We start from the raw sequence: 18,347 nt of genomic DNA, 5'->3' as shown, positions 1-18,347 counted from the left end.
CGGAAGCGGCGCGCGGCATTACTTCTTGGATGCGGTCGACTTATTCGTCGCCAGGTCCCAGCCGAAGGACGCCGTGCCAGCCTTGTTGCCGGCAGCGGCTTGCTGCGTGTATTCGATGGAGATCTTGCTGAAGCACAGGCTGAAGCTGTCGCTGCTGCCGCCGCCGCCCAAGCCGGAGCTGATCGACGAGACCATGGCATTGCCCAGCACGTACTTCACATGCAGCAGGAATTTTCCGCTCTCGTTGCGACCGACGAGAATCGTCGCGTCGTTCAGCTTGGCGCCCGAGGCGCAGGCGTTATACAGCGCCGGCGAGGACTGGTCCATCGCCTTGGTAAACGTCATTTCCGTGAAGGTGGGCCGGCCCAGCGCCCGCTCGGTATTGGCCATGTCCATGGACACCGGCAGGATCACGCCGTGCGAGACGGTCGTAAGGATGATCGCGTCGGCGTAGCCGTCCAGCGTGGAGTTGCCCTTGATGTTCTTGATCTGAAGCAGGATGGTATCCATGGAGTTCCGTACTCGAAGAAGGTTCGGTTGGCGCGCGCCGCCGGCCGGCGGCGCGCGGTGCGCAAGGTCAGGCGGCCGCGGCCGGCAGGTCCGCCACCAGGCGGATCGACGCGGTCAACTCTTCCATCTGGAAATGAGGCTTGATGAAGCAGGTGGCGCGGTAGGCGCCGGGCTTTCCGGGCACCTCCGTCACGTCGACGCGCGCCTCGCCCAGCGGATAGCTGGCCTTCTGTTCCTGTGAGGCGGAGGGATTGATCAGCACGTAGTCCGCGATCCAGTTGTTCAGATAGTTCTCGACATCCGTGCGCGACTGGAAGCTGCCGACCTTGTCGCGCATCATCACCTTGATGTAGTGCGCGAAACGGGACGCGGCCAGCACGAACGGCAGGCGCGAAGACAGCTGCGCGTTGGCGTTGGCGGCATCCTTGTTGTAGACCTTGGGCCGGTTCGCGGTCTGGCTGCCGAAGAACGTGGCCTGATTCGAGCCCTTGGCGTTCACGAAGGCGATGAATCCCAGGTCGCTGAGCTCCTTTTCGCGGCGGTCCGTGATCGTCACTTCGGTCGGGCACTTGAGCGCGATATCGCCTTCATCGGTCTTGTAGGCATGGGCGGCGATGCTTTCCACCTTGCCGCCGCCCTCCACGCCGCGGATCGCGGTGGCCCAGCTGTACTTGGCGAAGGCGTCGGTGATGCGCAGGCCCAGCTGGTACGCGGAATTCGCCCACAGATACTTGCCATGATCCGAGCCGTCCACGTCCTCTTCGAAGTTGAACGTATCGACCGGCTTGGTCTTGGCGCCGTAGGGCAGGCGCGCCGCATAGGACGGCAGCACCAGCGCCACGTAACGCGAATCCTCGGACTCGCGGAAGCTGCGCCACATGGCGAGCTCGGCGCTTTCGAACACCTTGGAGAGATCGCGCGTGACGCCCAGATCCGTGTACGACTTCAGGTCGAAGAGGCTGGGCGCGGCGGAGGCGATGAACGGCGCGTGCGCGGCGGCCGCGACCTTGGAGATGCGCTCCAGCAGCGCCAGGTCCTGCGGATGGCGGCCAAATGCGTAATCGCCTATCAACACGGAATAGGGGCTGCCGCCGAACGTGCCGTACTCGTCTTCATAGACTTTCTTGAAGAGCAGGCTCATGTCGTGGTCGACGGCCGATTCCAGGTCCTTCAGCAATTCCTTCTTCTTGACGTTCAGCAGGCGCAGCTTCAGGCGCGAACTCGTCTCGGTGCCATAGACCATGTCGTGCAAACCGGTCCACGACGCCTCCAGCGCCTGGAATTCCGGCGCATGCATGATGGCGTTCAGCTGATCCGTCAGCAGGCGGTCGATTTCCGCCACGCGCTCATTGATCATCGCCACCACCGACTTGTCCGGACTGGTGCGCATGCCTTCGTCCAGTATCTGCGACGCCAGCTGCCCCAGCAGTTTCTTGGCGTAGGAGTTCTGCGACGGCTCCACCGCCATATTGCCTTCCTGCACGATGCGGTCCAGCAGGCTGAGTTCTCCCGCCTGCGCCGCTTCCTGCGTTGCGTTGCCGCCAACTGCCGCCGTATCGGCCGTCTGTTTGCTTGCCATGTTCGCCACCCTGAGAATTGAGATTGCCCGCTTTACGCCGACGGCGCCGTACTGGCCGGCTCAGCCGCATCGCCGGCCGAACCGCCAGCCTGGGCTTCGCTCTTGACGGCCTTGAGCTCTTCAGTGCTGCGCACGATGCGCTCCAGGATGGAGTCCAGCTCGTCATTGCCATCGAGCTTGGCCAGCAGGTCGCGCAGCTGATGCCGCGCCTCCAGCAGCTTGGACAGCCGCGGCACTTGGTCAACCAGGGATTCGGGATGGAAATCGGCGAACTTCTCGAAGTTCAGCTCGATGCGCAGATTGCCTTCGCCCTTGGCGGTATCGGGCACGGACAGGTCCAGGCGCGGGCGGATCTTGCCCATGATCTCGTCGAAATTGTCGCGGTCGATCTCGACGAAGCGGCGCTCTTTCAGCTTGGGCAGCGGCGTGGCCGGCTGGCCCGAAAGATCGGCCAGCACGCCCACCACCATCGGCAACTCGCGCTTCTCGATCGCGTCGCCGGTTTCAACGTCATACGTGATCTGCACCCGCGGCGGGCGGTTGCGGCCCACCCATTTCTGCAAGCTATTGGACATGACCCTCTCCGAAGGAACCGTATTCGTACCGCGCAGCGAGCGCTGCGCGCTTTGCAGGTGCGAACAATAGCGCCGGCCTTCGGGGGCCACATCGGACTTTAGTCGTAGGATTTTGAAATTATCGGAAATCTCAATCCTGCTTTTGGATGAAAAACGGCTTAGCACTCCGCCCTGATACGGCCGCGTTCGCCCCGCATCAGCCCGGTTTCGCGGGGGAACGCGTCCGAGCCAGGAAATTCCCCCTGGGCTGGGCCGACATCCATTGGATGCTCTGGACCACTTCCTTCGGATCGCCCGTGCGGGACACGAACTCATTGGCCTCGGGGGCATCGGCCGCGGCAGCATGGGCATTCACCACCGGCGCCCGCTTCGTCACCAGCAGGCAGGAGCGGGCCATGCCCATGTCCCTTGCCGGTCTTCCCAGGCGCAGCGCTTCCAGATGGCTGGCAGGCAGGAACTCCCCGCGATTCACCAACTGGCGGCATTCGGCCACCAGCAGTCCGACACTTGCGGCATAGCAGACTTTCGCAGCGGTCTTCATGTCATACAGGGTCTCGTTTTCGGGCGCGCGCCTGTATTCGTAGAAGGTCGAGACGTACTGATCGCTGCCCGGAACGGCCCCCAGGCTTCCAGGCTTGGAGTTGTCCATCCAGATCATCAAGTGCTGGAGGTCGTACGCCCAGAGCAAGAGAGACTCGCCAGGCATCAGTTGGCCTATGCGCCAGCCTTTCGGCGGCTCAGGTTTGGAGAAATACTGCCCCAGCATCTCCGGATTGCGCCGCACCCGCTTTGTCGCCTTCGCATCCAGTATTGTCTTACCCAGAATGACACTCATGAGCCACCTCCTCCTGTGCTCTGCCCGTGGCAGCAAGCCCGCAGGATAGCCACCGGCGTCAGGTCGCGCATGGGACTTTGGTCTTACTGGGCATCGAAGTCCGGCCAGGGTACGCGCGGCAGACGGCCCCTGGCCGGGAGGACCTTCAGCCTGTCTACTTGCCGTACGTCCCGATCAGCGTTTCCAGGGGCACATGGCCCTTGCACAGTCCCGAGCCGCCGGGGCTTTCACCGCTTTCCAGCGCGACGGCATACCTGACCGCCGGGTCGTCCTCCAGGCGCTGCCGCAGCCTGGCCAGCCGGGGCCAGCGGGACTTGGGAGCGACTTCATGGAAGTCGAGCCAGCGCGCCACGCCAACCAGCACCGCATCGGCCAGCGTCGGACGCTCACCGACCAGGAACGGCGTATCGCCCAGCATCGCCTCAAGCTTGTCGTGCCGTTCGATGACGCGTTTCGCGCCCCATTCCCGCAGCGTTTTCTGCAACGGAGGGTTGGGCGGGTCCATTTCCAGCGCCATCCAGTGCGGCGTGAAGGCGGCCGTGAAGCCGGTGTTCAGGAATGCCATGAACTGATGCATGCGATCGGATTGCGGCGACAGCGGATCGAAGCTGAGGCGCCGCTCGCTGTCCCGGTTCTCGATCCAGCGCGCAATCGCCATGGTTTCCGTGAAAACAGCGCCCTGCTCGCTCACAAAAGCGGGAGTCTCGTGGCGCGCATTGATCCGCGCATAGGAAGGCAGCCGCATTTCTCCGAGCATGTCCACGCGGCACAGGCGATAGGGCTGGCCCAGCCACTCCAGCGCGGCAACGAGCCCCATGGAGCTTCCGAGCGGAAAGCCATAAACAAGAATGGGTTCCAAGATTTTTTCTCCGTAAATAATGGTCTCGCTGCGCAGCGGATTCGATTCTACGGACCTGGCTTGCCAAGTAAACTACGCACATTTTTGTGACCATGGCCCGCCCATGAAAGACCTGATTTCGCGCTGCCCCATCGAAGAGATCATGCAGGTCCTGAGCGGCAGATGGCCAACGCTGCTGATCTACTACCTCAAGGAAGGCACCAAACGCTTCAGCGACCTGCGCCGCGACAATCCGACGATCTCGCACCGGATGCTGACGCTGGAACTGCGCAAGCTGGAATTGGCCGGCATCGTCCGGCGCACCGATTTCGAAGGCTATCCGCGGCGCGTGGAATACGAGCTCACGCCGTCGGGAAAGACGCTGGTGCCGCTGCTGGACGCATTGGGCGGCTGGTGGGAAGACAACGGCGCGGTATCCGAGGAAACGGACGCCGCCGCGGCCGGCTGAGCCGCACCGATCCGCCGGGCGGCGCGGCGCGTCTTGCGTCCCGGACAGGACTCCTCTAAAACGTATCCGTATCATCACCCGGGAGCCGGTCTTGCGCGCTTCAGTCCTGTCTTATCTCCGACTATGCCTGCCGCTGATCCTCCTCGCGCTGAGCCTGGTTCACCCCTCTGCCGCCGCCCTGTCTCTGCCCGGCCTGGGAGGCTCCGGCTCCAGCGCCAGCAAGCCGGTCGACAGCGCGCAACTGAACCAGTCGCTGGACCAGGTCATCCAGACGCTGGAAAACGATAAGCAGCGCGCGGACCTGCTGAACCAGCTCAAGCAGCTGCGCGACGCGACCAAGCCTGGCGCCGAAAGCGAAAAGGACGGCATCCTCGCGCTCATCCGCGACACCGCCGAAAACCTCGAGAAACGCCTGGACGGCCCCGAAGGCGCCTTTACCCGCTGGGGCATGCTGTATCGGCAGGCGCGCGCCGACATCACCACCGGCCTGCCCGCGTGGCGCGAATGGCCCACGCTGATCGCCGACTTCCTGATCGTCCTGGCGATCTGGGCCAGCCTGGCCCTGGCGCTGCGCTGGATCGGACGCCGCTTCCGGCAGCGCCCGGCGCCGGCGGACGCGCCGCCCGGCGGCTCGCAGACCCGCCAACTGCTCTGGCTGGTCGTACGGCAATTGACGCCCTGGGCCATTGCCTTCGTGATCATGCTTTCGCTTTCCGTGGTGACGCCCGACTCTGTAGGCCGGCTCGGCGCCCTGGTGCTGGCCTACGTGCTGCTCGTCGGCGCGCTGTTCTCTTCGCTCTGCCTGATCGCTCTGACCTTGCTGGACGGCCCGCACCGCAAGCAGGCGCTGAACATCCTGAAGCGGCGCGCGGCCCTGCCGCTGTGGCTGATCGGCAGCCTGGCCGCGCTGGGCGACGCGCTGCACGACCCGGAGGTCACCAGCGTCATCGGGCTGGGCGTCGCCCAGTTCTTCGGCCTGCTCGCCAACGTCGCCGCCGCCACGCTCACCGCGCTGTTCATCCTGCGGTTCCGCCGCCCTGTCTCCCACCTGATCCGCAACCAGTCGCGGGAGCGCCGGGCCCAGCGCCAGGGGCTTTCCAAGGTGCTACGGCTGGTCGGATCGCTGTGGTTCATCCCCTTCCTGCTGCTGGTGGGCATCTCGCTGTTCACCACGCTCGCCACCGCCGACGACAGCGACCAGGTGATACGACGGGCGCTGCTCTGCGCCCTGGTCGCGATCGCGGGCATGATCGCGGGCGGCGCCATCCGCCGCGCCTACCTGCGTTCCAACCGGGCCGCCAACCGGCGCACCGCCTATCTGGGACAGCTCAGGTACTTCGGCTACAGCCTGCTCTGGCTCGCCAACCTGCTGCTGTTCCTGGAAATCGGCCTGCGCGTGCTGGGCCTGTCGCTGATCGGCTTCATGGAAAGCAGCGGCTCTCAGATCGGCCCCAGGGTGGCCAGCGTCGCCGGCACCCTGCTGGCGGCCTGGCTGGCCTGGATCCTGACGGACACCGCCTTGCAGCATGCCCTGGGCGCAAGCGGCAGGAACCGCGCCAACGTCCGCGCGCTGACCATGCTGCCGCTGATCCGGAACGTGCTGTTCGCGACCATTTTCGTGATTGCCGTGATCGTCGCGCTGGCCAACATGGGCATGAACGTCACGCCGCTGCTGGCCGGCGCCGGCGTCATCGGCCTGGCCATCGGCTTCGGCGCGCAATCGCTGGTGGCCGACCTGATCACGGGGCTGTTCATCATCATCGAGAACTCCCTGTCCATCGACGACTACGTGGACGTGGGCAACCACCTGGGCACGGTCGAGGGTCTGACCATCCGCACCGTGCGCCTGCGCGACCTGGACGGCGTCGTGCACACGATTCCGTTCAGCCAGATCAAGACCATCAAGAACTACTCGCGCGAGTTCGGTTACGCCATGTTCCGCTGGCCGGTGCCGGCCACCATGCCGATCGACGATGCGGTGGCGCTGGTCCGCGAGGTCGCGATGGAGCTGCGCACCGATCCGGCGATCTATCCCTTCCTGTGGTCGCCCATGGAATTGCAAGGCGTGGAGAGCTTCGACAGCGGGCAGGCCATACTGCGCTTCCGTTTCAAGACCGCGCCGCTGCGCCAATGGGAAGTCCAGCGCGCCTTCAACATGCGCCTGCGGCGCCGGCTGGACCAGGCCGGGCTGGAGCCGGCCATGCCGCGCATGAACGTGCAGCTGTCCAGGGCGCGTGCGTCCAAGCGCCCGGATCCGGCATCGGCCCAGGACGCCTGACGCCCGGCTCGCGTCACCGCGCCGGGACCGGGCGCCACGCCAGATCAGCCCGCGGATGGCGCAGGCAACGCCTTCGCGGCGGCGTCTTCGCCGCGCCAGCCGCCGCCCAAGGCGCGGAACAGCGAGGCCAGCGCGATCTGGCGCTCCGTCCGCACTTCGATCAGCGCGATCTGATTGGCGAAGTCGCTGCGTTGCGCATCCAGGTAGCGCAGATAGTTGTCCACGCCGCCGCGATAGCGCGCTTCGGACAGGCGCAGCGCGGCCTGGCTGCTGTCGCTCTGCGCGCGCAGCGCGTCCTCCTGCCTGCGCAGGGTATCGGTCGCGGCCAGTCCGTCCATGACCTCGCGGAATGCGGTCTGGATGGATTGTTCGTACTCGGCCACCGCGGCTTCCTTCCGGACCTTGGCCAGCTCCAGATTGGCCAGGTTGCGGCCGCCGTCGAAGATGGGCAGGTTGATCTGCGGCGCGAAGGACCAGGCGCGCTGGCCGCCCGAGAACAGATCCGACAGGTCCGCGCTGGCGCTGCCGAACATGCCGGTCAGCGAAATCCGGGGAAAGAAAGCGGCACGCGCGGCGCCGATGTCGGCGTTGCGCGCCCGCAGGCGGTGTTCCGCCGCCAGGATGTCCGGACGGTTCGTCAACAGCTCGGACGGCGCGCCTGCCGCCAGCTGCTGCACCAACATCGGCGCGGCGGCGTCATTGGGAGCCAGATAAGGGCTCATGTCGCTGACGCCGGCCAGCAATGTCAGCGCATTGGTCGACTGCCGGTACTGCCGTTCCATGCGTGCCAGATCGGCGCGCGCCTGGTCGGCCAGGCCCTTCGCCTGCTCATAATCCAGGGCGCTGCCGACGCCTTCGGCCCGGCGTCTGGCAATCAATTGCAGCGATTGCTCGCGCGATGCCAGGGTCCGCTCGGTATGCAGGCCGCGCTGGCGCGCGCCTTCGCGCGTGAGGTAGGCGTCTATCACTTCCGCGATCAGGCTGATCCGCGCGCTGCGCGCGCCGTTGTCAGAAGCCAGATACTCTTCCAGCGCCGCCTCCGACAGGCTGCGCACGCGGCCGAACAGGTCCAGCTCGAAGGCCGTGACGCCCACGCCGGCGCGCCACTCGCTTTGCACGCCGGACACGCCGTTGGCGTTCAGGTCCGCCGGATTGTGCTGGCGCGCGCCGCTGGCCTGCGCGCCGATGGACGGCAGCTGTTCCGAACGCTGCACTCGGTACATCGCGCGCGCCGCCTCGACGTTGAGCAAGGCCCGGCGCAGGTCCCGGTTGTTGGCCAGCGCCGTTTCGATCAGCCCGCGCAACGACGGGTCGGTCACGAAGCCGCGCCAGTCCAGCGTGGCGGCAGCCGATCCCTGGCCAGACGCAAAGTCCGCCTGGCCTTCGGCGCCCCAATGCTGCGCAACAGGTGCGGCGGGACGCTCGTAGGTCGGCGCCAGCGCGCAGCCCGACAGCAGCGCCACGACCGCCGCGGCGGCGGCCAGCGGCTTGAGCCGCATGAGGGTACGGTTCATCGATTTCATCGTTCACTTTCCTTGATTCGACACAGTCCGGCCCATGCCGGGACGCGCCTGGCGGCGCGCGGCCAGGGCATACGCCCAGGCGCAAAGCGCGGCCGCGCACATGGCGCCTGAAACGGCGAGCAACTCCAGGCCCGCCTCATTGCGAACGTTCAGCATGGCAAGGACGCTCATGAGTTTCATGCCTTGCCCTCCGGCGTCGCGGCGGCCGCGCTCGGGCTAGCCTGCGGCTTGCGCCCCTTGGCTAGCGACAGCGTCCAGACGAAGAACACCGGCACGAACAGCACGCCCAGGATGGTGGCGCTGAGCATGCCGCCCAGCACGCCGGTGCCGATGGCGCGCTGGCTGGTGGCCCCCGCGCCCGTCGCGATGACCAGCGGCACCACGCCCAGGATGAAGGCGACCGAGGTCATCACGATGGGACGGAAGCGCAGGCGCGCGGCTTCGATTGCGGCTTCCTTCAGCGAGCGCCCCTGTTCATGCAGATCCTTGGCGAACTCGATGATCAGGATGGCGTTCTTGGCCGCCAGGCCGATGACGGTCACCAGGCCCACCTTGAAGTACACGTCGTTGGGCATGCCGGCCACGATCACCGCGGCCACCGCGCCCAGCGCGCCTACCGGCACGATCAGCAGCACCGACGCGGGTATCTTCCAGCTTTCGTACAGCGCAACCAGCACCAGGAACACCACCAACAGCGCCAGCGCGAACAGCATGGGAGCTTGCGAGCCCGTGGCCTTTTCCTGGAACGACAAGCCGGTCCACTCGAAGCCGATGCCCTGGGGAAGTTCGGCAATCAGGCGTTCGATCTGCTTCATCGCCTCGCCCGTGCTGCCGCCAGGCGCGGCGTCGCCTATCAGCTTGATGCTGGGGTAGCCGTTGTAGCGGATCAGCTGCACCGGGCCGTGCTTCCAGCCTATCTCGCTGAAGGACTCCATAGGCACCAGCTCGCCTGCACGGTTGAGCACGTTGAGCTTGGCGATGGATTCCGGCGTGTCCCGGCTTTCGGGCCGGGCCTGCACGATGATGCGCTGCATGCGGCCCTGGTTGGGGAACTCGTTGACCAGCGCGGAACCAAAGGCGGTGGACAAGGCCAAGTTGATGGAATCGAACGAAACGCCCAGGGCCTCGGCCTTGTTGCGGTCTATCCGCAGGTCCAGTTCGGGCGCGTCGGAAAGCCCTTCGATCAGGATGTAGGAGAAGACCTTGGGGTTCGCGTACACCTTCTGCATCAGGCTTTCGGTGGCCGACAACAAGGCCTCGCGGCCCAGGCCGGCGCGGTCCTGCAGGCGCAGCGCAAAGCCCGAGGAATTGCCCATACCTTCCACCGAAGGTGGCACCACCGAGAACAGCGTCCCGTCCGGCACTCCCGCGAGGGCCAGATTGGCCTGGTCCGCCTCGGCCATGGCCGATTCGTTCTTCCCGCGCTGGGCCCAATCCTTGAACATCACGAAGCCCAGGCCCGCGTTCTGCCCCTGGCCGGAAAAGCTGAAGCCTTGCAGCGTGATGACATCGGATACGGACGGCCGCGCTTCGAGATATCCCTCAAGCTGTTGCGTCGTTTCCAGCGTGCGCGACAGCGTGGCGCCCGGCGGTAGCTGGATGTCCGTGTTCATGTAACCCTGGTCCTCGGTCGGCAGGAAGGCCGACGGCACGCTTGTATAGACGTAGCCCAACGCCCCCACCAGGATCGCGTACAGCACCATCATGCGGCCGGTGCGCGCGAGCAGGCGCGCGTTGGTGGCCGAATAGCGCTCGGTCATGCGCGCGAACACCCGGTTGAACCAGCCGAAGAAGCCCTTCTTCTCGTGGTGCCCCTTTTCGATCGGCTTGAGCAACAGGATGCAAAGCGCCGGCGTCAAGGTCAGCGCCAGAAAGCCCGAGAACAGGATGGACACGGCCAGCGACACCGAAAACTGGCGGTAGATCACGCCGACCGAGCCCGTCATGAAGGCCAGCGGCAGGAACACCGCCGCCAGCACCAGCGTGATGCCGACGATGGCGCCGCTGATCTGCCCCATGGCCTTGATGGTCGCCTCCTTCGGCGACAGGCCCTCGTCGGCCATCAGCCGCTCGACGTTTTCGACCACCACGATGGCGTCGTCCACCAGGATGCCGATGGCCAGCACCATGCCGAACATGGTCATCATGTTGACGGAGAAGCCCAGAGGCAGCATGACGGCCAGCGTCCCCAGCAGGCAGATAGGCACGACAATGGTCGGGATCAGCGTGTAGCGGAAATTCTGCAGGAACAACAGCATCACCAGGAACACCAGGACCACGGCTTCGGCCAGGGTCATCAGCACCTTGGAGATGGCGACCTCGACGAAGATCGAGGTGTCGAACGGCACGCTGTACGTCATGTCGCTCGGCAGACCCTTGGACAGCTCGGCCAGACGAGCCTTGATGCCCTTGGCGGTTTCCAGCGCATTGGCGCCGGGCGCCAGCTGCACGCCCATGGCTGCGGCCGGCTGGCCGTTCAGGCGGCTGGACATGCGGTAGTCCTGGCGTCCCATCTCGATGCGGGCGACATCGCCCAGGCGCACCATGGAGCCGTCAGGATTGGCGCGCAGCACGATGCCTTCGAATTCCGGAATCGTCGTGAGCTGGCCTTGGACCATGATGCTCGCGGTGATTTCCTGCGTCGACGGGCTGGGCTGCTCGCCGGTGGAGCCGCCCGACACCTGCACGTTCTGCGCGGCGATGGCCTTGTTGACCTCGTCGACCGACAGGCCGTAGCCAACCAGCTTGGCCGGATCGATCCAGATGCGCAGCGCCCGCTCGGCGGCGAACATCTGCACCCGTCCCACGCCCGGCACGCGGCGGATTTCGTTGTTGATGTTGCGGGCGGCATAGTCCGCCAGGCCCACCTGGTCCTTGCCCGCTTCCTTGTACGTCAGCGCGTAGATCAGCAGGAAGCTGGAGCTGGCCTGCTCCAGTTGCAAGCCCTGCTGGATGACCGCCTGCGGCAGGCGCGACTCCACCCGCTTGATGCGGTTCTGCACGTCGACCTGCGCCAGGTCGGCATTGGTGCCGGGCTCGAAGGTGACCGTGGTCTCCGCCACGCCCGAGCTGTTGCTCTGCGATTCGTAGTAGAGCAAGCCCTTGGCGCCGTTGAGCTCTTCCTCGATCAGGCTGATGACGGTGTTGTTGATGACTTCGGCGGACGCGCCCGGATAGGTCGCCTTGATGATGACCTGGGGCGGCGCAACGCTGGGGTACTGCGCCACGGGCAGCGATGAAATGGCGAGCAGGCCCGCCAGCGAAATGAAGATGGCGAGGACCAACGCGAAGTTGGGTCGCTGGATGAAGAAATTCGGCATGATGTGATCCGTCTGGGCTCAAGCTGCCCGCGGCGCGGCGCGCATGGCGCGGCGCGGCGCGGGCGCGCTTATCGCGCGGGTTCCTGGCCGGGCGCTTGCGCGCCGGTTTGTTTGACGCTCAAGGGCGTGCCGGCCGGAATCTTGGCGGCGCCGTCGACGATGACCCGGTCGCCCGCGGCCAGTCCCTGCGTGATCTGCCACTCCGCCCCCTGCATCGCGCCGGTCTGCACCGCGCGCTCTTCCGCCTTGCCTTCGGCCGACACCAGCAACAGCCTGGCCTGCCCGTCGGCGCCGCGCATGACGGCGCGCTGGGGCACGAAGATGGCGTTGTGGTCCATGCGCTGCTCGGCGCTGACCCGCACGTACATGCCCGGCAGCAGCAATCCGTCGGGGTTGCTGAACTGGCCGCGCAACAACACCTGGCCCGTGCCCGGATCCACCGAGACATCAGAAAACAGCAACTTGCCCTTGGCCGTGTGGTTCGTGCCATCGACACGGATGCTCACCGCCGGCTCGGCCTGGCCGGCGGCCTGCGTCGAGCCGTCCGCCACGGCTGCGCGCAACTTGAGCGCCGCAGTGGCGGGTTGCCGGAAGTCCGCATAGATGGGATCGATCTGCTGGATCAGCGCCATGGGCGTCGATTCGCCCTGCCCGACCAGGCTGCCTTCGGTCACCAGGCCGCGGCCGATGCGACCCGAAATGGGCGCGCGCACGCTGGCATAGCCCAGGTCCAGCCGCGCCGTATTGACCTCCGCCTGGGCGGACTGCTGATCGGCTTTCGCGGTCTGGAGCGCAGCCAGCGCGTCGTCGTATTCCTGCTTGCTGACGGCCTCGATCTTCACCAGCGGCTGGTAGCGGTTGACCAGGGCCTGGGCCTGCCTGACCTGGGCCTGGGCCCGCGCCAGCGCGCCTTGCGCCCTGCCCAGCGCCGCTTCCAAGGGGGCCGGCTCGATGGTGAACAGCAGATCGCCTTCCTTGACCGTGGCCCCTTCCTCGAAATGCCGCTTCTGGACGATGCCCGCGACCCGCGCGCGCACTTCCGCCACGCGTACCGGCGTGATCCGCCCTGGCAGGTCGGCCACGATCGCCTGCGCGCGGGGCGCAATGACTAGCGGTGCGACTTCAACGGGTTGCTCTTGCGCCGCCTGCGGTTCCTGACTGCCGCACCCGGCGAGAACGGCGAGCAGGCTTAGCGCCGCGGCGCTGGCTCTGTATCGGGTCATGTTGTCCTCTGACATCCAAATGCCGCCTCAGGTTGAGGCGATCTAGGACCCGATAGTACTTATTGGATTTAAATGAGTCAATATCGATTCATTAGATATTTATTGGATTCTTTAGATTCGTAGTAGACTTTATCCGTATGTTTTTCACCACGATTGAATTCAAAAAGACTCATTCGTACCGATCGACAGGAGAACCCCATGTCTGAAGGCCTCGACGACAAACTCGCTCGCGCATTGGCCCTATCCGTCGCGCAACAGCCTCGGGCCAATCTGCAACAGCTGGCGCGCAGCGCCGGGATCAGCAAGGCCACGCTGTACCGGATATCGCCCACCCGCGAGGGGGTCATCGACCTGCTCATGGAACGGGCCAGCCAGCATTTGCAGGAGGCGCTGGTCCGGGCCGACCTGGACGCCCCGCCCCACGCGGCGGCGCTCCAGCGCCTGACCGAGGCGGTAGTCCAGGGCCGGGAGTACTACCTGTTCTGGAACCATGCCCATTGGACCCGGCTGATAGACGCGAGAAACGAGGACGCCGACGTACAGATCCCTTCGTTTTTCGGGGACGCGCTGGACGCCTTCTTCCTGAACGGCCAGAAGGCCGGCGTCTTCCGCATAGACGTGCCATCCATGTGGCTGGTCAGGGCGTACGACAGCCTGCTGTACGCGGCCATGGACGCGGCTCAGCGCGGGGAGATCGCTCCTCTCGGCATGGCTTCCATGGTGCAGAAGCTGTTCCTGGACGGGGCGGTGGATACGCGGGCCTGAGCAGAAGGCGTTGCGGTGAAACTTCTTTCCTTTATCCCGTCGCGACCGGCCCGGATTCGAAAGAACATTCTCCGGCAACGTTTGTATGATGGGTTGGCCCCGAGCCGCTGCCCGCGATAACGAATGTTGGCCGATCATGTCCGAGAAAATTCGCCGTTTTCCTTCCCTCTCCCACTGGGGCGCATTCACGGCGGTCGTCGCAAGCGGCCGCCTTGTCGATTGCGAGCCTTTCGCCCATGACAGCGCGCCGTCGGACATCCTGCGTTCGATGCCGGCCATGGTGCATTCGCCGCTGCGCGTCAACCGCCCCGCCATCCGCAGGGGCTGGCTGCGCGACAGGCATCTGAGCGACGGCAGCGAACGCGGACGCGACGACTACGTAGAAGTCAGCTGGGACGTGGCGCTCGCGGCGGTCCATTCGGAACTTCAGCGGGTGCGGTCCGAACATGGCAACGAGGCCATATTCGGCGGCTCGTATGGCTGGTCTTCGGCGGGCCGGCTGCATCATGCGCGCACCCAGACGCATCGCTTCCTGAATGCCGGCGGCGGCTGCACCAATCAGGCGGGCAACTACAGCTGGGGCACCGCGCAATTCCTGCTGCCCCATGTAATCGGAAGCTACACGCCGGTCACCGGACGCGTGACCGACTGGAACAGCGTGGCGGCCCATACCCGGCTGTTCATCGCGTTCGGCGGCATACCGCTGAGAAATACGCAGATCACCTCGGGCGGGGCTGGCGACCACCCCGTGTCCGGGCAGCTCGAACGCGCGCGCGCCGCGGGCGTCGAGTTCGTGGTCATCAGCCCCACCCGGCGGGACATCCCCGCCGGCCTGGATGCGCGCTGGATTCCCATCCGGCCGAACACCGATGCCGCGCTGATGCTGGCCATGATGCAGGCGCTGATCGCCGACGGCATGCACGACGAGGCGTTCCTGCGGACCCACTGCGTCGGCTTCGACGCCTTGCGTGACTACCTAGAAGGCAAGACGGACGGCGTGCCCAAGACGCCCGAGTGGGCGCAGGCCATCTGCGACGTGCCCGCGACGGTGATCCGCGAGCTTGCGCGCCAGGCCCGCGACGTGCGCTCGATGCTGACCTGCGCGTGGTCATTGCAGCGCGCCCATCGCGGCGAACAGCCCTACTGGGCCTGCATCGCGCTGGCCGCGGCCTTGGGACATATCGGCATGCCGGGCGGCGGCGTGGCGTTCGGGCATGCCTCCATGAATGGCGTCGGCAACCCGCGCATGGAGATCGCCGGGCCTGCCCTGGAATCCGGACGCAATCCGACAGGCTCGGTGATCCCCGTGGCCCGCGTCACCGACATGCTGCTGCACCCGGGCCAGGCCTACGAATTCAATGGCCGCGAAAGCGTTTATCCGGACATCAAGATGGTGTACTGGGCTGGCGGCAACCCCTTCCATCACCAGCAGGACCTGAACCGCCTGAACCGGGCCTGGGCCAGGCCGCAAACCATCATCGCGCACGAAATCTGGTGGACGCCCATGGCGCGCCGCGCGGACATCGTGCTGCCGGCCACCACCACCCTGGAACGCAACGACATAGGCGGATCGACCCGCGACCGCTACGTGTTCGCCATGCATCAGGCGCTGGCGCCGGTGGGCGGCAGCCGCAACGATTTCGACATCTATCGCGAACTGGCCGCGCTGGGCGGCTATGAACAGGCTTACACGGAAGGCCGCGACGAAATGGCCTGGGTGCGGCACATCTACGACTCGATGAGCCGCGCGTGGCATGACCGCGGCCATGAGGCGCCCGGTTTCGACGCCTTCTGGGACCAGGGCTACGCCTCCATACCCGAACCCGAACGGCCCTTCGTGCTGTTCGAGGACTTCCGCCAGGATCCCGCGGCCCATCCGCTGCGCACGCCTTCCGGCCGGATCGAGCTGTACTCGGAAAAGATCGCCGGCTTCGGCTATGCGGATTGCCCGCCCCACCCCGCCTGGCTGGCGCCGGCGGAGTGGCTGGGATCGCCCGTGGCTGCCCGCTGGCCGCTGCATCTGCTGACCCCCCAGCCCGCCGGCAAGCTCCACTCCCAGATGGACGGCGGCAAGACCTCGACGGACCTCAAGATCAACGGCCGCGAAGCGCTGCTGATCTCGCCTGACGACGCCGAAAGCCGGGGCATAGCCCAGCACGATCTGGTCAAGGTCTACAACGACCGGGGCGCCTGCCTGGCGACGGCCGTGATCGACGCCGGCCTCAAGCCCGGCGTGGTGATGCTGCCCACCGGAGCCTGGTTCGACGCCGCCGACGAGCGCCTGGAGCGGCACGGCAATCCGAACGTGTTGACGATGGATGTGGGCACGTCCCGCTTGACGCAGGGCAGCAGCGCGCAGTCCGCGCTGGTGGAGGTGGCGCGCTGGAACGAAGCGGCCCCCATGGTTCGGGTTCTGGAAACACCGGCGATCACGCAGCTGGACCGCGGCGTCTAGACGCCTGGTCCAGCTGCTGGATTGCAGTCCAGCAGCGTCCATGCAAGAACGCCGCCATCATTCCGCGGTGATGTTCGCCTTCTCGATGATGCTGCGGTAGCGCCCTGTCTCGGATGCGATGTACTGCGTGAAGTCGGCGCTGTTCCTGTAGCCGCTTTCGAATCCCAGATTCTCCAGCTGCGCCTTCATGCTCGGATCCGTCATGATTTTTTGCGTGGCGGCATCCAGCTTCTGGCGGATCGGATCCGGCAGCTTGGCGGGCGCCCACAGGCCGTACCAGGAATAGAACTCGAAGTTCTTCAGCCCCTCTTCCTGCATCGTCGGCACGTCAGGCAGCAGCGGGCTGCGTTTGCTTCCAGTGACCGCCAACGGCCGTATCTTGCCCGCCTTGGCCATGGGCAATGACGACAGCATCGGATCGATCAGCGCCTGCACCTGCCCGCCGGCCAGGTCGCTCAAGGCCGGGCCGCCGCCCTTGTACAGCACGATGGGAATCTGCAGATCGGCCAGGCCCGCCTCATAGGCGAACTGCGCGATGGCAAGATGCCCCGCCGAGCCGAAGCCCGTCGTTGCGAAGCTGTACTTGCCAGGGGCGGCCTTCACCGCGCCGACGAATTCCCGGACCGTCTTGGCAGGGACCGTGTTGCTCACGCTGAATATCAACGCCCCTTGGGCCAGACCGCTGATCGGGGTGAAGTCCTTCACCGCGTCGAAGGTCATCTTCTTCTGATAAAGCAGCGGGTTGATGTTGTGGATCGAAGCGTTGAGATAGAGCGTATAGCCGTCCGGCGCCGACCGCGCGACCACGCTGGCGCCCACCATGCCCGACGCGCCCGCCCGGTTGTCCACGATGATCGATTGCTTCAGTTCCTCGCCCAGCTTGACGGCGAAGATGCGAGCCAGGCCGTCCACGGACCCTCCCGGCGGATGCGGCACCACCACGGTGATCGGGCGGCTGGGATAGGCGGCATCGGCATTCGCCTGGGCATGCGCCGCGCCCAGCAACGCCAGGCCGCCGATCGCGGCGGCCAAGGTTTTTACACAAATGCGGCGAGAGTATGAATGGGGCTTTCGCATGACGGTCTCATTGAAGATGAGTGAATGTGTAAACAACGGTCCCGACGCCCCACGACATGGGGCGCCGGGATGTTTCAGCAAAAGGAGCGGCTAGTAGGTGCCTGGATAGGCCGCTCCGTCGATCAAGATGTTCTGCCCGCAGACATAGCCGGCCTGGACGGAGCACACATACGCGCATAGCGCGCCCAGTTCCTCGGGCTCGCCGTACCGTCCCGCGGGGTTGTCTGTGCCGCGCGCCTGCCAAAGCTGGTCAAAGGTCTTGCCGCCGGGTTCCAGCATGCCCTCTATGTGGCGGCGCTGGGCATCGGTGGCGAACACGCCCGGCAGGAGATTGTTGATGGTGACGTTGTGCCGCACGGTTTGGCGGGCCAGGCCCGCAACGAATCCCACCAGGCAGGATCGAGCGCCGTTGGAAAGACCCAGTTCGAGTTGCGGCGTCTTGACGCTGCGCGAGACGATATTCACGATGCGGCCGAAGCGGCGCTCCATCATTCCATCGACGACCCGCCGGATCATGTCTATCGGTCCGAGCGCCATCGCGTCGAGCGCGTCGTGCCAATCGGCCTGGGTCCACTGACGGAAGTCGCCCGGAGGCGCGCCATCCGCGTTGTTCACCAGGATGTCGGGGCTGGGGCAGGCAGCAAGCGCCGCCTCCCGCCCCGCGTCCGTCGTGATGTCGGCCACCACATACCGGACCGGGACTCCGGCCGCGGCGCTCATCTCTTCAGCTGCCATTGCCAGCGTGCTTTCGGTGCGCGCGGCGATGACCACCTCGACGCCTTCGGCCGCCAACTGGGAGGCGCAGGCGCGCCCCATCCCCCTGCTGCCGCCAAACACGAGCGCACGGCGGCCGCGAATTCCCAGATCCATGCCTATCTCCTTTCGACCCTGTCGGGGATA

15 protein-coding genes are annotated in these 18,347 nt (G+C 65.8%); 4 read left to right on the top strand and 11 right to left on the bottom strand.

Going from position 1 to position 18,347, the window contains the following annotated elements:
• Positions 1 to 18 precede the first annotated feature (18 nt).
• The 5 genes from HWY37_RS04285 to HWY37_RS04265 form a co-directional block, all read right to left on the bottom strand.
• The gene (locus tag HWY37_RS04285) at positions 19 to 510 is read right to left on the bottom strand and encodes an Hcp family type VI secretion system effector (protein WP_175207653.1); all 492 of its coding nucleotides are present in this window, start codon (positions 508 to 510) and stop codon (positions 19 to 21) included.
• A gap of 67 nt (positions 511 to 577) precedes the next feature.
• Positions 578 to 2,089 (bottom strand): type VI secretion system contractile sheath large subunit, encoded by a 1,512-nt coding sequence (gene tssC, locus HWY37_RS04280; protein WP_176087936.1) that lies wholly within the window; start codon positions 2,087 to 2,089, stop codon positions 578 to 580.
• A 32-nt stretch (positions 2,090 to 2,121) separates the two neighbouring features.
• The gene (gene tssB, locus HWY37_RS04275) at positions 2,122 to 2,664 is read right to left on the bottom strand and encodes a type VI secretion system contractile sheath small subunit (protein WP_175207655.1); all 543 of its coding nucleotides are present in this window, start codon (positions 2,662 to 2,664) and stop codon (positions 2,122 to 2,124) included.
• 196 nt (positions 2,665 to 2,860) lie between these two features.
• A complete protein-coding gene (locus tag HWY37_RS04270; protein WP_176087935.1) occupies positions 2,861 to 3,499 on the bottom strand; it encodes a hypothetical protein in 639 nt (212 codons plus the stop codon).
• 154 nt (positions 3,500 to 3,653) lie between these two features.
• Positions 3,654 to 4,358 (bottom strand): glutathione S-transferase family protein, encoded by a 705-nt coding sequence (locus HWY37_RS04265; RefSeq protein WP_176087934.1) that lies wholly within the window; start codon positions 4,356 to 4,358, stop codon positions 3,654 to 3,656.
• 103 nt (positions 4,359 to 4,461) lie between these two features.
• On the opposite strand from HWY37_RS04265, the gene HWY37_RS04260 reads away from it, so the two are divergent.
• Positions 4,462 to 4,806, top strand: a complete 345-nt coding sequence (locus tag HWY37_RS04260; protein ID WP_176087933.1) for a winged helix-turn-helix transcriptional regulator — start codon at positions 4,462 to 4,464, stop codon at positions 4,804 to 4,806.
• A gap of 91 nt (positions 4,807 to 4,897) precedes the next feature.
• Positions 4,898 to 7,084 (top strand): mechanosensitive ion channel family protein, encoded by a 2,187-nt coding sequence (locus HWY37_RS04255; RefSeq protein ID WP_176087932.1) that lies wholly within the window; start codon positions 4,898 to 4,900, stop codon positions 7,082 to 7,084.
• A gap of 44 nt (positions 7,085 to 7,128) precedes the next feature.
• Here the strand turns inward: HWY37_RS04255 and HWY37_RS04250 are convergent, their stop codons facing one another.
• From HWY37_RS04250 to HWY37_RS04235, 4 genes are all read right to left on the bottom strand, one after another.
• Positions 7,129 to 8,598 carry an efflux transporter outer membrane subunit gene (locus HWY37_RS04250; RefSeq protein ID WP_281371945.1) on the bottom strand — a complete coding sequence of 490 codons (1,470 nt, stop codon included), beginning with the start codon at positions 8,596 to 8,598 and terminating at the stop codon, positions 7,129 to 7,131.
• A gap of 12 nt (positions 8,599 to 8,610) precedes the next feature.
• Complete coding sequence (locus tag HWY37_RS04245) at positions 8,611 to 8,787, bottom strand: hypothetical protein (RefSeq protein WP_175207660.1); 177 nt, start codon at positions 8,785 to 8,787, stop codon at positions 8,611 to 8,613.
• A complete protein-coding gene (locus HWY37_RS04240; RefSeq protein ID WP_176087931.1) occupies positions 8,784 to 11,927 on the bottom strand; it encodes a multidrug efflux RND transporter permease subunit in 3,144 nt (1,047 codons plus the stop codon). Before HWY37_RS04240 ends, HWY37_RS04245 begins: the two co-directional genes overlap by 4 nt.
• Positions 11,928 to 11,995: 68 nt before the next feature.
• Positions 11,996 to 13,150 (bottom strand): efflux RND transporter periplasmic adaptor subunit, encoded by a 1,155-nt coding sequence (locus HWY37_RS04235; RefSeq protein WP_176087930.1) that lies wholly within the window; start codon positions 13,148 to 13,150, stop codon positions 11,996 to 11,998.
• A 198-nt stretch (positions 13,151 to 13,348) separates the two neighbouring features.
• On the opposite strand from HWY37_RS04235, the gene HWY37_RS04230 reads away from it, so the two are divergent.
• Positions 13,349 to 13,915 (top strand): TetR/AcrR family transcriptional regulator, encoded by a 567-nt coding sequence (locus HWY37_RS04230; RefSeq protein ID WP_175207663.1) that lies wholly within the window; start codon positions 13,349 to 13,351, stop codon positions 13,913 to 13,915.
• A 136-nt stretch (positions 13,916 to 14,051) separates the two neighbouring features.
• Entirely contained in the window at positions 14,052 to 16,370 is a 2,319-nt protein-coding gene (locus HWY37_RS04225) for a molybdopterin-dependent oxidoreductase (protein WP_176087929.1), read from the top strand.
• Positions 16,371 to 16,427: 57 nt separating this feature from the next.
• On the opposite strand, the gene HWY37_RS04220 is transcribed toward HWY37_RS04225, so the two are convergent.
• Together HWY37_RS04220 and HWY37_RS04215 are read right to left on the bottom strand one after the other, a co-directional pair.
• Positions 16,428 to 17,447 carry a Bug family tripartite tricarboxylate transporter substrate binding protein gene (locus HWY37_RS04220; RefSeq protein WP_175207665.1) on the bottom strand — a complete coding sequence of 340 codons (1,020 nt, stop codon included), beginning with the start codon at positions 17,445 to 17,447 and terminating at the stop codon, positions 16,428 to 16,430.
• A gap of 90 nt (positions 17,448 to 17,537) precedes the next feature.
• On the bottom strand, positions 17,538 to 18,317 hold the full coding sequence (locus HWY37_RS04215; protein ID WP_175207666.1) for an SDR family oxidoreductase: 780 nt from the start codon (positions 18,315 to 18,317) through the stop codon (positions 17,538 to 17,540).
• Positions 18,318 to 18,347 lie beyond the last annotated feature (30 nt).

The organism is Achromobacter anxifer (assembly GCF_903652925.1).
In the GTDB taxonomy this organism is placed as follows: domain Bacteria; phylum Pseudomonadota; class Gammaproteobacteria; order Burkholderiales; family Burkholderiaceae_B; genus Achromobacter; species Achromobacter anxifer.
Note: the sequence above shows the minus strand (reverse complement) of the source record. Positions and strands in the feature narration are given on the sequence as shown.

Bases quoted from the DNA above. Each gene is read 5' to 3' on its own strand.
- HWY37_RS04285 (WP_175207653.1), bottom strand. From the start codon at position 510: ATGGATACCATCCTGCTTCAGATCAAGAACATCAAGGGCAACTCCACG.
- HWY37_RS04215 (WP_175207666.1), bottom strand. From the start codon at position 18,317: ATGGATCTGGGAATTCGCGGCCGCCGTGCGCTCGTGTTTGGCGGCAGC.
- HWY37_RS04235 (WP_176087930.1), bottom strand. From the start codon at position 13,150: ATGACCCGATACAGAGCCAGCGCCGCGGCGCTAAGCCTGCTCGCCGTT.
- HWY37_RS04250 (WP_281371945.1), bottom strand. From the start codon at position 8,598: ATGAACCGTACCCTCATGCGGCTCAAGCCGCTGGCCGCCGCCGCGGCG.
- HWY37_RS04270 (WP_176087935.1), bottom strand. From the start codon at position 3,499: ATGAGTGTCATTCTGGGTAAGACAATACTGGATGCGAAGGCGACAAAG.
- HWY37_RS04225 (WP_176087929.1), top strand. From the start codon at position 14,052: ATGTCCGAGAAAATTCGCCGTTTTCCTTCCCTCTCCCACTGGGGCGCA.
- HWY37_RS04220 (WP_175207665.1), bottom strand. From the start codon at position 17,447: ATGCGAAAGCCCCATTCATACTCTCGCCGCATTTGTGTAAAAACCTTG.
- tssC (WP_176087936.1), bottom strand. From the start codon at position 2,089: ATGGCAAGCAAACAGACGGCCGATACGGCGGCAGTTGGCGGCAACGCA.
- HWY37_RS04260 (WP_176087933.1), top strand. From the start codon at position 4,462: ATGAAAGACCTGATTTCGCGCTGCCCCATCGAAGAGATCATGCAGGTC.
- HWY37_RS04230 (WP_175207663.1), top strand. From the start codon at position 13,349: ATGTCTGAAGGCCTCGACGACAAACTCGCTCGCGCATTGGCCCTATCC.
- HWY37_RS04245 (WP_175207660.1), bottom strand. From the start codon at position 8,787: ATGAAACTCATGAGCGTCCTTGCCATGCTGAACGTTCGCAATGAGGCG.
- HWY37_RS04240 (WP_176087931.1), bottom strand. From the start codon at position 11,927: ATGCCGAATTTCTTCATCCAGCGACCCAACTTCGCGTTGGTCCTCGCC.
- tssB (WP_175207655.1), bottom strand. From the start codon at position 2,664: ATGTCCAATAGCTTGCAGAAATGGGTGGGCCGCAACCGCCCGCCGCGG.